The sequence below is a fragment of the Fuscibacter oryzae genome (assembly GCF_016765795.1).
Lineage (GTDB): Bacteria > Pseudomonadota > Alphaproteobacteria > Rhodobacterales > Rhodobacteraceae > Fuscibacter > Fuscibacter oryzae.
In genome coordinates this window covers 19,844-33,217 of record NZ_JAESVP010000006.1, presented here as the reverse complement: position 1 = coordinate 33,217, position 13,374 = coordinate 19,844, and the positions used below count along the sequence as shown (strand labels likewise).

Annotated in this window: 12 protein-coding genes; 4 read left to right on the top strand and 8 right to left on the bottom strand. The window is 62.7% G+C overall.

What is annotated here, in order from left to right:
- Nucleotide 1 precedes the first annotated feature (1 nt).
- The 7 genes from JI744_RS12790 to JI744_RS12760 are packed head-to-tail and all read right to left on the bottom strand — an operon-like array spanning nt 2 to nt 8,064.
- Nucleotides 2-547, bottom strand: a complete 546-nt coding sequence (locus tag JI744_RS12790) for a nitrous oxide reductase accessory protein NosL (protein ID WP_202661527.1) — start codon at nt 545-547, stop codon at nt 2-4.
- Nucleotides 544-1,365, bottom strand: coding sequence for an ABC transporter permease (locus JI744_RS12785; RefSeq protein WP_202661526.1), 822 nt, complete (start codon nt 1,363-1,365; stop codon nt 544-546). Before JI744_RS12785 ends, JI744_RS12790 begins: the two co-directional genes overlap by 4 nt.
- Nucleotides 1,362-2,258, bottom strand: a complete 897-nt coding sequence (locus JI744_RS12780) for an ABC transporter ATP-binding protein (protein ID WP_202661732.1) — start codon at nt 2,256-2,258, stop codon at nt 1,362-1,364. Before JI744_RS12780 ends, JI744_RS12785 begins: the two co-directional genes overlap by 4 nt.
- Nucleotides 2,224-3,537: a nitrous oxide reductase family maturation protein NosD gene (locus JI744_RS12775; RefSeq protein ID WP_202661525.1), complete on the bottom strand. Its 1,314-nt coding sequence runs from the start codon at nt 3,535-3,537 to the stop codon at nt 2,224-2,226. The genes JI744_RS12780 and JI744_RS12775 overlap by 35 nt, the downstream gene beginning before the upstream one ends.
- A gap of 3 nt (nt 3,538-3,540) precedes the next feature.
- Nucleotides 3,541-5,496: a TAT-dependent nitrous-oxide reductase gene (gene nosZ, locus JI744_RS12770; protein WP_202661524.1), complete on the bottom strand. Its 1,956-nt coding sequence runs from the start codon at nt 5,494-5,496 to the stop codon at nt 3,541-3,543.
- A gap of 13 nt (nt 5,497-5,509) precedes the next feature.
- Nucleotides 5,510-7,702 carry a 4Fe-4S binding protein gene (locus tag JI744_RS12765; RefSeq protein ID WP_407927593.1) on the bottom strand — a complete coding sequence of 731 codons (2,193 nt, stop codon included), beginning with the start codon at nt 7,700-7,702 and terminating at the stop codon, nt 5,510-5,512.
- Nucleotides 7,703-7,704: 2 nt separating this feature from the next.
- Nucleotides 7,705-8,064: a hypothetical protein gene (locus JI744_RS12760; RefSeq protein ID WP_202661523.1), complete on the bottom strand. Its 360-nt coding sequence runs from the start codon at nt 8,062-8,064 to the stop codon at nt 7,705-7,707.
- A 157-nt stretch (nt 8,065-8,221) separates the two neighbouring features.
- On the opposite strand from JI744_RS12760, the gene JI744_RS12755 reads away from it, so the two are divergent.
- Nucleotides 8,222-8,713 (top strand): RrF2 family transcriptional regulator, encoded by a 492-nt coding sequence (locus JI744_RS12755; RefSeq protein WP_202661522.1) that lies wholly within the window; start codon nt 8,222-8,224, stop codon nt 8,711-8,713.
- A 26-nt stretch (nt 8,714-8,739) separates the two neighbouring features.
- Here the strand turns inward: JI744_RS12755 and JI744_RS12750 are convergent, their stop codons facing one another.
- Complete coding sequence (locus JI744_RS12750; protein WP_202661521.1) at nt 8,740-9,723, bottom strand: sugar-binding transcriptional regulator; 984 nt, start codon at nt 9,721-9,723, stop codon at nt 8,740-8,742.
- A gap of 151 nt (nt 9,724-9,874) precedes the next feature.
- On the opposite strand from JI744_RS12750, the gene JI744_RS12745 reads away from it, so the two are divergent.
- The 3 genes from JI744_RS12745 to JI744_RS12735 are packed head-to-tail and all read left to right on the top strand — an operon-like array spanning nt 9,875 to nt 13,373.
- Nucleotides 9,875-10,816: a sugar ABC transporter substrate-binding protein gene (locus JI744_RS12745; RefSeq protein ID WP_202661520.1), complete on the top strand. Its 942-nt coding sequence runs from the start codon at nt 9,875-9,877 to the stop codon at nt 10,814-10,816.
- 59 nt (nt 10,817-10,875) lie between these two features.
- Nucleotides 10,876-12,381, top strand: coding sequence for a sugar ABC transporter ATP-binding protein (locus JI744_RS12740; protein ID WP_202661519.1), 1,506 nt, complete (start codon nt 10,876-10,878; stop codon nt 12,379-12,381).
- Nucleotides 12,378-13,373: an ABC transporter permease gene (locus tag JI744_RS12735; protein ID WP_202661518.1), complete on the top strand. Its 996-nt coding sequence runs from the start codon at nt 12,378-12,380 to the stop codon at nt 13,371-13,373. The genes JI744_RS12740 and JI744_RS12735 overlap by 4 nt, the downstream gene beginning before the upstream one ends.
- Nucleotide 13,374: the final 1 nt, after the last annotated feature.

Below are 13,374 nucleotides of genomic sequence, written 5' to 3'. Positions count from 1 at the left end.
GTCAGTTGCTTTCCTTGGCGCGCGACAAGCGTGCGGCGAAATCGGCGTCGTCATCCGGCGCGGCGGCGTCTTGGGTTTTGGTGGGGGCGGTGGCGAGGATCTGATCCAGCGTCTGCACCATGCCGCCATGCTGCGCAGCAAAGGTGCTGGCCTTGGCAGGGTCGGCAAAGGGGATGAGTTCGGGCTGGTCCATACCGCCAAGACGGTCGGAACCGACGACATAGGTGGCCTTCGACGCCTCGACCCAAGGCGCGCGGTCCGGTGCGTTCCAGTCCGCCGCGCCCATGTCGGTGACATAGGTCGCCACAATCTGCCCATCGCGTTCGGGCATCCGCAGATAGGCCGCCGCATCGCTGATCTGGCTGAAGAACAACGGACGACCGGGGAAGGTATCCAGATGCACCTGCGCCTTGGGGCCGCCGTGATCAAGGATGTTCATTTGGCAGAAATAGCCTACCGACTCTGGCGTCAGCGCAACGGGGTCGGGGATGGCCGCCTCTTGCCGACAGGCGGCCAGCAGCAGAAGGGCGAGGAAAAGCCGTTTCATGGCACCACCTTGCGGAAGGTCAGAAGAGCCGCACCAAAGGCCAGCGCGGGCCAGATCAGGATGGAGGTCAGCGATTGCCAGACCGGCACCGACTGCGCCGCTGCGGCAACGCCCGCCGCCGCCGCCGTGGCTTGCGAGGCGGCAAGGTTATATAGGCGAAAGGCATCGGCCGGGTTACCTAGCAGCGTCAGCGGAAAGACCTGCGTGGTAAAGGTGCCGCCATTGTCGGCCACCACCACCGCCAGCAACGCCAGATCATACAGCACCACCGCCACCAGCCACAGGCCGACCGCCAGCCCCGCCGCCCCCGACGGCCTGCGTGACAGGGCCGACAGGGCATAACCAAGGCCAAGGAATGTCGCCCCCAGCGCGACCGAGGACAAGATCAGCCGCACCAGCGCGGGCAGGCCCTGCGCCGCCTGCGGATCGACCAAGATCGCCACCAGTCCCGCCGCGCCATAGCCCGCCGTCAGGGCCAGCGTCAGAATGACCAGATGGGCCAGCGCCTTGCCTGCCAGAATCTGCGCCCGCGCCACTGGATAGGTCAAGATCAGGGGCAGGGTACCGCGTTCAACCTCACCCGCAATGGCATCAAAGGACATCAGCAGCGCCATCAGCGGCACAAGGTAAACCGACAGGCTGGTCAGGCTGGCCACGGTGACCGACAGTCGGTCGGCGCCCAAGGTGCCGGTTGCGCCGGACCCAGCGGCGGACAAGACCAGCGAGAACAACACCATCAGCCCCACGGCGATGGCCAGCCAGCGGTTGCGCAGGCCAATGCGGAATTCGGCAAGAGACAGGGCAAGGATGCGGGTCATTGTCCGTCCCTCCGGCTGAAGTGGCTATAGATGTCTTCCAGCGACGGCGGGACCAGATCGACATCGGCGATGATTGTGCCAAGGGCGGTGATGCGGGCAAGCTCGGACAGCTTGTCATCGGGCGGCACAGTCAGCACCACTTTGTCCCCCGCAATGCGACTGCCCGGCAGGCCCGCCGCCACGGCCATAGCTTGCCCCGAAACCGGAGTGACCAGCAGCACGACCGGTAGCCCGGCCTGCCGCCGCAGCGTCTCCAGCGCGCCGGTGGCCACCAGATGCCCGCCCGACAGGATCACGATGCGGTCGGTCCGCGCCTCGACCTCGGTCAGCGCGTGCGACGATAGCAGGATCGCCGCGCCTTCCGCCGCAAGCCCATCCAGCAAAGCATAGAAATCGCGCCGCGATACGGGATCAAGGCCAGAGGTCGGTTCGTCCAGCACCAGCAGGCGCGGATGGCCGATCAGGGCCTGCGCCAGCCCGACGCGCTGCCGCATCCCCTTGGAATAGCTGCCGATCCGCCGACCTGCGGCTTCGTGCAGGCCAACCCGCTCCAGCAGGGCGCGGGCCTGACCGGGGTTTTCCCCGCGCAAGGACAGGAACAGGCGGATCTGTTCCTCGCCCGTCAGAGCGGGGTGAAAGGCCACGTTCTCGGGCAGATAGGCCACGCCCGTCCGCGCCACCGCTGAGCCGGGGGTCACCCCCAGAACTGACACCTCGCCCCCGTCGAACGGGATCAGGCCCAGCACGATCTTCATAAGCGTCGATTTGCCCGCGCCATTATGGCCAAGCAGCGCTACCCGTTCCCCGGCAGAAACCGAGAACGACACGCCGCTCAGCGCCGTGGCCGCGCCATAGCGCTTAGTCAGAGAGGTCAGCTTCAGCGTCACGTTCAGTCTCTTTCTGCCAGCGGTCGCCGACCTCGGCTTGCGCGGCCAGCCATTCGGCGGGAATGTCGATCTGGATCGGGGCCATCAGCGGATGGCTGTCAATGATCCCGCCGGGCAGCGTCGCAGGAAAACTTTGCTGGCTCCACCGGATCAGTTGCACCGCAGGAGAGCCGATCAGCAGCCCGGCTGCGGGTTGCGACCACAGGATGTGGTCCATCATGTCATTGGGGCGAAAGGCCTGATCGGCAAACCCGTCGCCGTTTAGGTCAAAGGCGGCAAGGTCGGACCAATGGTTGCCCCGCCCCTCAAGGCTCCATTCCAGATCACGGGTGCCGACGTATTTCACCTGATTGCGGTTGGCGATGAAGGCATTTCCCGTCACCGCATTGCGCGCCGAACCCGCAGTGTAATGAATGCCGATGTCGCAGCCCTCAAAGCGGTTGCCCGCGATCAGGTTCTTGTTGGCGTCGTAAAGGAAGGTGCATTTCGCCGCCCCCACCACCAGATTGCCGGTCACGTCAGATTCGTTGGTTGAATTCAGCATCACCCCATGGTCGCGGTCCGAAAGCGAGATATTGCCCCGCACCTCGACCCGCCGCGAATACATCATCGCAAATCCAAGGTGATTGCCGACCGATATGTTGTCGATAACCGAACTGTCATTCGTATACATGTAGTGGATGGCAAAACGCAGGTCGCGAAAGGTATTGCGGCGGAAGGTGTCCTTCCTTGACGCGTTCGAAAAGATGCCGTCGCGGCCATAGCGCACCGAGTTATCCTCGATCACCACGCCGGGCGCGTTCCAGACGTAAAAGCCATTGCCGCGCGCCACCATATGATGGTCTTGCCGCCCGGTGATCACATTGCGCCGCGCAATCGCATCCACGGCACCATGGAAATCCACGCCGTGCATGTTGTCAGTCAGGATGTTGTCTTCCACCACGGTGCGGGCCACGCCCTTGATCACCTTGATGCCGGAATCAATGTCTTCATCCCGCGCGCCAGACCCCTTAACGGTCAGGCGCCGCAGCGTCACGTCATCTGCAGTGACCAGCAGAACGGTGCCCTTATGGCCACCGTCCACCACCGCCTTGCCCTGCCCGTCGATGGTCAGCGGTTTGTCGATGACGGCGGGGCCATAAGACCCCGCCGTCAGCATCAGCACATCGCCAGGACGCGCCGCCGCAATGGCAACGCGCAAGGCATCCGCACCGGGCGGCACCTGAACGACCTCGGCCCGCAAAGGCAGGGCAAGAAGGCTGAAAAGGATGGCCCGGAACAGCATGGATCAGGCCTTTGGTTTCACGAACATGCGGCCGCGCATTTCCATGTGCAGCGCGTGGCAGAACCACTGGCAATAATACCAGTAAACCCCCGGATTGGCCGCAACGAAGGTCACGGAACTGGTGGCTTGCGGCCCGATCTCCATCGCCACGCCATGCCCGCCCATGGTGAAGCCGTGGGTCAGATCGTCGATGTCATCAAGGTTGGTGATGATCACCGTAACCTCGTCGCCCTCGTTCACCTCGAACTGCTCCAGCGCGAAAGACGGAGCCTGCGACGAGATATAGACGCGCACCTTGGTTGCATCGTCCTTGTCGCGGATCACCATGTCCTGCCAGTCGTCCAGGTTCACGCCGTCCGCTTCGGCCTGCTTGCGGGTTTCGGCCCACATGCGGTCCTTGCGGTCCCAGACCGACTTGATGTTGCCCATCTTGCTGGCATGAACCGCGATGGCGTCATGCGGTTCGGCAAAGTTCGGGCCATCATGGATGACCTTCATCTTGTCGCCCGAAATGTCGATCAGCTGGTCGTTCTCGGGTTTCAAGGGGCCGACGTTCAGGAAGCGGTCTTTCGAGAATTTGCACAGGCAAACCAGCCATTTGCCATCAGCCTCCAGCGTCTCGCCCATCGAGGTTTTCAGATGGCCGGGCTGATACTGCACGTCGCACTTGTCAAGGATAGGATCGACTTTCTCGCCCTTGTACAGCGCTTTGGCCTTTTCGATGTTCCACTTGACCACCTGGCTGTCGAGGAACAGCGAGGTATAGACGTTGCCTTGCCCGTCAAAGGCGTTGTGCAACGGGCCAAGGCCCAGTTCCGGCTCTGCCACGATGACCGAACGCGGATCGGCGTCGGAGTTGAACAGGGTGTCCAGCTTGGTCACGTCGATCACCGTCACCGTGGGTGACAGCTTGCCGCCGATGCACAGGTGAACCTTGTCGGGCGCCATGTTGCAGCCATGCGGGTTGTTGGCGACCGGGATATATCGGGTGAACTGGCTTTTCGCCTCTTTCCGCCCATCCACGACCTTTGCGCCATTCAGCTCCTGATACTGGCCCGCAGCGATGGCCTTTTCGATCTCGGCGATGTTGAAGACGACCACATGGTCCATGTCGGCCGAGGTCATCTCGGCGGTGTTCATGCCCATTTCGCTGTTATAGCTGGTCGAGAACGCCCATTTGCCTTCGTAATCGGCATCGGTGTTATCAAGGTTGCCCGACACGATCACCTGCCATGCCACATCCCACTTGTCGGCATCGACGGCGGTGAAAATATTCACATAGGTTGAAACGTCGGTCATGGTGGAACCATCGTTCACCAGCGGCGTTTCATCTTCGCCGTTGCAGAACACATAGTTCGAGCGCGGCCATTTCTGCGGACGCAGGCCGTGGATGGCATGGGCGTTCGGCACCTCTAGGATGGCATCGCATTTCATCACGTCACAACGTACGCGGGCCACGCGGGTGTTGGCCTTGTCGTTCATGAACAGGAACTGGCCGTCATACTTGCCTTCGGTAAAAGACATGTGGACGTGGTGCAGGTCGCCGTTGTCATGCACCTTCTGGCCATTCGCCGCGAGGAACTTCTTGGTGTGTTCGCTCATCGTGCGCTGATGGATGCGGATCGACTCGTTGGTGCGACCCCAGCCGGTGGCAGAGCAACGGTTGAACACCGGCACGCGCATCAGCTCGCGCATCGACGGAACGCCAAGGATACGCATCTCGCCAGTCTGGCCCGAGGACCAGAAGCCGTAGTATTCGTCAAGCTGGCCGGGTGCCACCTCAAAGCTGCCGGCTTCTGCTGCCGCCGATGCCGGGCTTGCGCCTAGCGCGGCAAGGCCCGCAGCACCGCCGCCGGTCAGGGCAATGCGCCCGCCCAGCGTTCCGGCGATGGCCGCCGTGCCTGCCGACGCGCCAAGCAACATGCGGCGGCTGATTCCGGGTTTAGGTTCCTGTGTCATTGTGGAACTCCTTTCACTGTTGGGAGGATTGGGGTTTGACGTTGGGGTGGTTGCGCAGATCGCGCGGAACCGCGCTTGCGCTGGGGGCCAGACTGGCGCGCCGCTTGTCCTTGCGGATGACGACGGGGCATTTGGCGTGGCTTTGGTACAGAACCTGGCAATGCAGGCAGTTGACGCATTCGTTCGGGTTGATCTCTCCCGTCGGATGGATCGCCTGCACCGGGCATTCATTGGCGCAGGTCTGGCAGGGGTTTCCGCATTCGTGATAGCGCTTCAGCCAGTCGAACATCCGCAGCCGCGCCGGAATGGCCAGCGCCGCACCCAGCGGGCACAGATAGCGGCAGTAGAAGCGTTCAACGAACAAGCCTGCGATCAGCAGCGCCGACGCATAGGCCACAAAGGGCCAGGCGCGCAGGAATTTCAGAATGATGGCGGTCTTGAAGGGTTCAACCTCGGCCAGATGCTCGGCCTGTTCGATCGACATCAGCGAGACGCCGAACAGGCCAAGGAAGATCATGTATTTGATCGGCCACAGCCGTTCGTGCAGGCCCCAGGGCAGCGTCCATTGCGGGATGTGCAGGGCGCGGGCGATGCGGTTCGTGATCTCTTGCAGCGCGCCAAAGGGGCAAAGCCAGCCGCAATAGGCCCCCCGGCCCCAGAACAAGAGCGCCGTGGCAACCGCAAACCACAGGATGAAGGTCAGGGGATCAAGCAGGAATGCCTGCCAGGAAAAATGCGTGGTCAAAGCCCCGAACAGAGCCAGCAGGTTCACCACCGATAGCTGGGCATTGGCGTAAAAGCCCAGAAACACCAGCGTCACGGTCAGAAACCCCATGCGGAACCACAGGAACCCCTTGGCATTGCGCGTGGCGAAGGTCTGGAAGAAGAACACCAGCGTCAGCACCGCCAGCATGACGGCAAGGCCCGCGATCTCGACCTTTTTGCTTTCCCAGATCTTTTTCCAAAGATCGCTTTGCGCGGCGGTTTCGTCCTCGACAGGGGCGACGGCAGGCTCTGCTGCTTTGGTGGCCACGACCGGCTTCAGATAGCGGGCGGGTAGCTGATAGGCCAGATCGAAGGTGGTAAAGACCTTTTCGGTCGCCGCCACCGGGCGCTGGACCAAGAGTTGCAGGCGGAACGGCTTGGCCGGGTCAAACCCCAGATCGGCGGGAATGCGGAACAGGTCGCTTTCGGTAAAACCCGGGGCGCCGGGGGCGGGGATCGAGACCAGGCGCTTGTGGTCGCGGTCATGGAAGCGCACGGTCACATCGTCTTGCACCAGAACAATGCGGTCAAAGATGCCGCCGCGCACATAGCCCGACCCTTTGAAGGAATAGATGCCGTTTGCGGCAATCGCCACTGCCTGATCGCCCGGTTTCAGCCAGCCCGCCAGATTGGCGGCCTCTGCCTCGCCCAGAACGGCCTTGGCGATGGCTGGAGGCGAGACCAGCGCCATTTCCATATCGATAAAGGTGGTGGTGGGCGGGTCGGTCATGGCACGCTGTGCCGCGCGCGGATCGGGCAGGGCCGCAAAGGCCGCGTTGACCTGCCCCACGTCCAGCGACAGCCGCCGCACCGTGCCATCCCCCTCCAGCGCCAGCCAGTCGGCGGGGGCCACGACGGCGGGGTCAATCTCGGCCTTGGGGCCTTTCGCCTCGGCAGGCATCAAGCCGCCCAGGCCAAGGGCGCGGGCCACCTTGATGCCCGACCGCACGATGGAATCGTCGATCACCATCACCGTGACGGTCGCGCCGGAAATGATGTCGAGCTTGTGGCCCGACCCATTGTCAGAGGCTTCGGCCACCAGATCCATGCCGATATAACTGGCCGCCAGCGCCTTGACCTTGGCTTCGGGAATGCCGATCAGGACGATGGGTTCGGAATGCTTGATCAGCTTGACGCCGATCACCTTGCCATCGGTCGCCAGCGCGACCATGACGTGGATGGGCTTGCCCGAATAACCTGTGGTGCCGACGAAATCAGAGGTGATGTAGGCCCAGCCCAGTTGCTCGGCCCCTTTCATCACAGGGGCAACCGCCACATCCGCGCTGATCGGGCCAAAACTGTCGGCACCCGCGACAAGATCGGCGGCCTGCGTCTGCGGCAGGTATTTCGACAGAACGCTTTCGGCCATGGCCGCCGGGGCAAGGCAGGCCAGAAACAGCGCAAAAACGAGGCGGATTGTCAGGATCATCGGAAATTCCATGCTCAGGACGTGCGCGGCGGGCCGCGGGCCAGAAACGAGGGGGATTTGGCGGAAAGGTGGAACGCTGGTGCGGGCGTGGCAGACAGCGCTGTTGCGTCGCGGGCGATGAAAGCGGGCACAACCTGCGGGTCGGCAAGGGTTGCGGCGGGCGTTCCAAGGCAATCTGGGCAGTGCCCCTTGGCCTTGGGCACCGGCTGACCCTGTGCATCCAGCCAGATCGTCTCGGCACCAGCATGACCGCAGATCACCAGCGCGGTTACCGGAACCCGCCCGCCACAGGCAAGCGCGCCCTGCACGCCGGCCACAGCCATCAGAAGGCTGAGGCACAGACACAGGATCATTCTGGGCAGGATATGGTTCATGGGACCGAACTAATCGGTCGAACGATGGCCTGCCTTGATTTGGGTCAAACAAAATATCCTTTTTATATGCCATGCGCCGGGCAGCAATGCCGCCGCCCCATTTGCTTGACGGCTGGTCAGAATCTCCGAATGCTGGCCACCCACCCCGGAGGTTTTCGTGCGCCTGACCAGTTTTACCGATTATGCCATTCGGCTGTTGATCTATGCCGCCGCCCATCCCCAAGGCCGCGTGACCATTTCAGAGGCCGCCGATTATTTCGCCATTTCGCACGGCCATCTGAAAAAGGTGGTGATGACCCTGGCGCATGGCGGCTTCATCGCCTCGATGAAGGGGCGGAACGGTGGTCTTGCGTTGGCTGTGCCCGCCGATCAGATCAACATGGCCGATGTCGTGCTGACGACAGAACCTGACTTTGGCCTGTTCGAATGCTTTCTGACCGGCAATGCCTGCCGCATCTCGCGGCCCTGCCAGTTGCCAAATTTCGCCAATGAGGCATTGGAGGCCTTTGTTGCGGTGCTGCGCAAATATACCCTGGCGGATGTGCTGGTTCGACCGGAGTATTTCACCAAACCTGTCGCTGCCAGTCAGCCCCTGCGCGGCCCCCGGTTGAAGGGTGTCCGGTTGGCCGGGCCCCAAGCTGGGCTGTGACGCAGGTATAGGGGCCTTCCGCGCTGCTACATCCCGGCAGCCAGTTCGATGGCCGTATCGCCGTCGATGATCAGCCCGCGCGCCACGCCGCTGGCCAGAAAGCCCTTTGACGCCTGTAACTTGGACCGACCGGCCACCAACGCCACGGTGCAGGTCTTGCGCAGATCCTCGAACCCCAGCGCGATGGTGCGCTGGTTCAGCGGGTGGTCCACGGCCAGACCTGCGGCATCAAAGAACAGCCCGTTGGTATCGCCCACCGCCCCAAGTTCGCGCAGTTCTTCCATCTCTCGGGCCGAGATCATGCCTTGCGACCGCAGCAACGACCCCTCGCGCAATTCACCGATCGAGATATAGGCCACGGTTGTCGAACGGGCCAGCACAAGGGCCTGTTGCACCGATTGCTGCGAAAGCAGGATCTGGCGCACCTCTGGCGTGTCGGCGATGAAGGGTACCGGCAGAAAGAACCCTTCGGCCCCGGTGGCGCGGGCAAAGGCGTGCACCACTTCGAACGGGTTATAGGCAAGGTTCGAGGTCAGAGACCCCATCAGGCTGATGAACCGCGCCTTGGGTGCCGAAACCCCGGCCAGTTGCAGCGTCATCTGTTCCAGTGTGCGGCCCCATCCGGTGCCGATGATGGCCAAGGGGGTTTCGGCCAGATGCCGCCGCAAATGGGTGGCCGCAGCGGTGCCGACCGCACGAAAGGCAAAGCGCGACAGAAGGGATTCGCTTTCGCTGCGGTCAGCGTCATGGCCAAGCGCGGGGGTGCAGATGCAGAAATCCAAGCCATAGCGCAGGCGAATCGCCTCCTCCACGGGCAGCAATCCGACATTGGCGGGATTGATTGAAATGCTGACCAACCCGCTGTCACGCGCATCTGACAGCAGCTTGTTCACCCGGGCGCGCGTCAGGCCCAGACGCTTTGCCGCCGCCTCCTGGTTCAGCCCGCCAACGTAATACAGCCAGGCCGCACGGGCCATAAGAACCTGATCTTCCTGATTTTCTCCGGCCATCTTTACCAACGCTCCTCGCCCTCGTCCCACCCATAATATTACAAATGTCATCACACTTGACAACTGTAACGGCTCACTGCACCCTTACCGCGTCGGCAGAGGACCGGCACGGGGTTATTGCCAGTTAACTGGCTCAGGGAGGAAATAGCAGATGAAAAACCGGTTTGCCGGAATGGTTGCGGCTTGCTCGTTGCTGGCTTTGTCGGCGGGGGCAGCCAATGCGCTGGAACTGGCCTGGGTTCATGCCAATGCAGCGGCACAATCTGAATCGCGGGTGAAGGCGGGCTTTGACGCTTGGCTTGCCGAAACCGGCAAGACCGACTGGAACGTCAGCCTGCTGGACAGCGGTGGTTCGGGCGAGGCGACCGCCTCGAATATTCAGGACGCCGCCAGCCGGGGCGTCGATGCCATCGTGATCACCATGGCCGACCTGCGCGCCAGCCGTGCCGCCCTTGATGCCGCCAAGGCCGCGAACATTCCGGTTTTCGCCGTGGATTCGGGTTACACCGAAGGCGTTCTGGTCGATATCACCACCAACAACTGGGCGATGTCGTCCGACGTGTCGGTTTATCTGCTGGACCAGCTGGGCGGCAAAGGGAACATCATCTTCCTGCGTATGGCCGAACACCACGGCACCCGCAAGCGCGGTGACGTGATGGAAACCGTGCTGAAGGAATACCCCGATGTGAAGGTTCTGGCAGAACACAATATCGACTATACCGCCTTCTTCGAAGACACCAACAAGACGATGGAAGATTACGTTGCCCGCTTCGGCACCGAAATCAACGCCGTCTGGGCACCCTGGGATGAACCGGCGCAGGCCGCCGTCAACGTGCTGAATGCCGCCGGTCTGAAAGATGTGAAGGTCATCGGCATCGACGGCCATCCGCAGGCGATTGCCGAGGTCTGCAAGCCCGATAGCCAGATGATCGCCACCGTCAGCCAGCCGTTCGAAAAGATGGGTGCGCAGGTGGGTGAGTGGATTCAGGAAATCGTCGTGGACAAGAAGAACCCCGATGACGTTCTGCCCGCCAAGACCGTTTATATGGATGCGCCGCTGGTCACCAAGAAGAACTGCAAAGACTTCATGTGATCAACCTGCCGGGGCGGCTTGGCTGCCCCGGCCCTGCTTTCGACAAGAAGGGGTGGCGCATGGAAATCGTGCTTTCCGACATCACGATGCAATTCCCCGGCACCCGCGCGCTGGACGGGGTGACGGCGGGCTTTCGCACCGATGAGGTGCATGGCCTGATCGGCGAGAACGGCGCGGGCAAATCCACGCTGGTCAACATTCTGGGCGGCAGCCTGCAACCCAGCGCGGGAATGGTGCAGATTGACGGGCGGGCGGTGCGCCTGACCTCGCCGCATGACGCCCTGGTGCAGGGCATCGCCCATGTCAGCCAAGAGGGCAGTCTGGTGCCCGGCCTGACCGGGGCCGAGAATATCCTGCTGGGGGCCGAACCGAAACGGGCGGGGGCGGTGATCCGCACCGGTGCCTTGCGGGCCGAGGCGGCGGCGCTGGTCGCTAAATGGTTCCCGCAGGTAAGAATTGACCTTGGCCGACCGGTTGGCGAATTGCCGATGGCCGACCGCAAGGTGATTGAAATTGTACGCGCCCTGCGTGGCGCGGCGCGGATCGTCATTCTGGATGAACCGACCGCCACTTTGCCCGCGCGCGAAAAGGAACAGCTTTGGGGCATCATACGCCGCCTGCCGCAACAGGGCGTCGGTGTGGTTCTGATCAGCCACTTCCTGTCTGAAATCAAGGCACTGTCCGACCGGATCACCGTGCTGCGGGACGGCCGCCACATCCGCACCGACAGCGCCGACACCATGACCGAGCATGATCTGGTGGATATGATGCTGCGCCGGTCTGGCGGGGCGAACCTGCGCGGGGCCGATGCCGGTCTCCGCAAGGATGAGGTGGTTCTGGATCTGGCCGATTGGCAGGTTGGCGGCGTGCATGTGCCGCAATTCAGCCTGCACGCGGGCGAGATCGTCGGCCTGATCGGGCTGACCGGGGCGGGGCATTTCGGCTTTGCCCGGTCGCTGCACAACCCGGCAGGCGCGCGCTGTGCGCGGATGAATGTTGCGGGCAAGACGGTGCAACCCGGCCCGGTTGGCCAGATGCAGGCGGCGGGCATCGCGCTGGTTCCCGATCACCGCATGGAATATGCGCTGATCGGCGAATGGACGGTGCGCGAGAACCTGGCGATGGTTCACCCCACCCATGGCGCGCTTGGCGCGGGCGTTTTGTCGATCCGCCGCGAAGAGGCCGAGGCGCAGCGCGTGATGAAGCTGTTGAACGTCAAGGCGCATGGGTCGGGGCAGCTGCTGAAGACCCTGTCGGGCGGCAACAAGCAAAAGATCTCGATCGGCAAATGGCTGTATGGGGCCGAGGGCCGATACCGGGTGATGATCTTCATCGAGCCCACCGAAGGCGTCGATATCGGTGCCAAGGCCGAGATTTACGCCGAGATGCGCCGACTGGCCGCTGAAGGCGTGGGCATCATCATCGCCTCTTCCGACCTGCTGGAAATCGAATCCGTGGCGCATCGCGTCATCCCCTTTGCCAATCAGCGACCCGGTCCCGAAATTGCCCAAAGCGGGTTTTCGGAAAGCACCTTCATCGCCGCCATTTCAGGAACCGCAGCATGAGCGATCTGACCAAGACTGGCCCGGCCAGCAACCCCGACATCCTGTTTGGCCCGATCCGCAAGGATCATGTGCAACGCTACAGCACGCTGGTGGTGCTGGTCGTGATGTTTCTGGTCTTTGCGCTGGTGGTGGACAAGTTCCTGACACCGCAGAACATTCTGAATATCGCGCAGCAGATTTCCATGCTGACCATAGTTGGCGCGGGCCTGACCTTTGGCTTTGCTGCGCGGGAGATGGACCTGTCGGTCGGCTTTGCCGTCGGGCTGGCAGGGGTGCTGGTGCCCTTGCTGCTGGTCAAGGGGGTGGCGCTGCCGCTCGCGTTGCTGGCGGGGTTGGGCGCGGGGCTGGTGGTGGGCGCGGTGAATGCCGGGCTGGTCACGCTGGTCGGCATCCCCTCGCTGATCGCCACGCTGGCCACCGGGTCGATCCTGTTCGGCGTCAACTTCCTGATGACCGGGGGCCGCGCGATCTATGGCGGCCTGCCAGATGGCTACTTGTGGCTGGGGCAGGGCAAGGTGGCCGGTATTCCGGTGTTGGCCTTCTTCATGCTGGCGGCAGTGGCCCTTGCCTGGTTCGTGATGGAGCGGACGATCTTTGGCCGCTATATCTATGCCGTCGGTGGCAACCAGAAGGCGGCAGAGCTGTCGGGCGTCAAGGTGCGCCGGTATCGCGCCGCCTCGCTGATCGTCTGTTCGCTGTTTGCCGTAGTGGCGGGCACGCTGCTGGCCGCGCGGCTGGGATCGGGCCAGCCCAATGCAGGCGAGCGCTATCTGCTGGATGGTCTGGCCACGGTGTTCATCGGCATGACCATGCTGCGGCCCGGCACGGCCACGGTTCTGGGCACCTTTTTCGGCGCTTTGTTCATCGGGGTCATCAACAATGGCCTGAACCTGATGGGTATGGACACGTACATCCAGTCCATCGTGAAGGGTGTGATCATCCTTGTCGCCGTCGCGGTCGTGTCGCGCAGCACCAAATTGAACCTTCTTTGAA

Excerpts from the sequence above, each read along its gene's own strand:
- JI744_RS12740 (WP_202661519.1), top strand. The coding sequence starts at position 10,876 with ATGGAAATCGTGCTTTCCGACATCACGATGCAATTCCCCGGCACCCGC.
- JI744_RS12735 (WP_202661518.1), top strand. The coding sequence starts at position 12,378 with ATGAGCGATCTGACCAAGACTGGCCCGGCCAGCAACCCCGACATCCTG.
- JI744_RS12785 (WP_202661526.1), bottom strand. The coding sequence starts at position 1,365 with ATGACCCGCATCCTTGCCCTGTCTCTTGCCGAATTCCGCATTGGCCTG.
- JI744_RS12745 (WP_202661520.1), top strand. The coding sequence starts at position 9,875 with ATGAAAAACCGGTTTGCCGGAATGGTTGCGGCTTGCTCGTTGCTGGCT.
- JI744_RS12790 (WP_202661527.1), bottom strand. The coding sequence starts at position 547 with ATGAAACGGCTTTTCCTCGCCCTTCTGCTGCTGGCCGCCTGTCGGCAA.
- JI744_RS12750 (WP_202661521.1), bottom strand. The coding sequence starts at position 9,723 with ATGGCCGGAGAAAATCAGGAAGATCAGGTTCTTATGGCCCGTGCGGCC.
- nosZ (WP_202661524.1), bottom strand. The coding sequence starts at position 5,496 with ATGACACAGGAACCTAAACCCGGAATCAGCCGCCGCATGTTGCTTGGC.
- JI744_RS12765 (WP_407927593.1), bottom strand. The coding sequence starts at position 7,702 with ATGGAATTTCCGATGATCCTGACAATCCGCCTCGTTTTTGCGCTGTTT.
- JI744_RS12775 (WP_202661525.1), bottom strand. The coding sequence starts at position 3,537 with ATGCTGTTCCGGGCCATCCTTTTCAGCCTTCTTGCCCTGCCTTTGCGG.
- JI744_RS12760 (WP_202661523.1), bottom strand. The coding sequence starts at position 8,064 with ATGAACCATATCCTGCCCAGAATGATCCTGTGTCTGTGCCTCAGCCTT.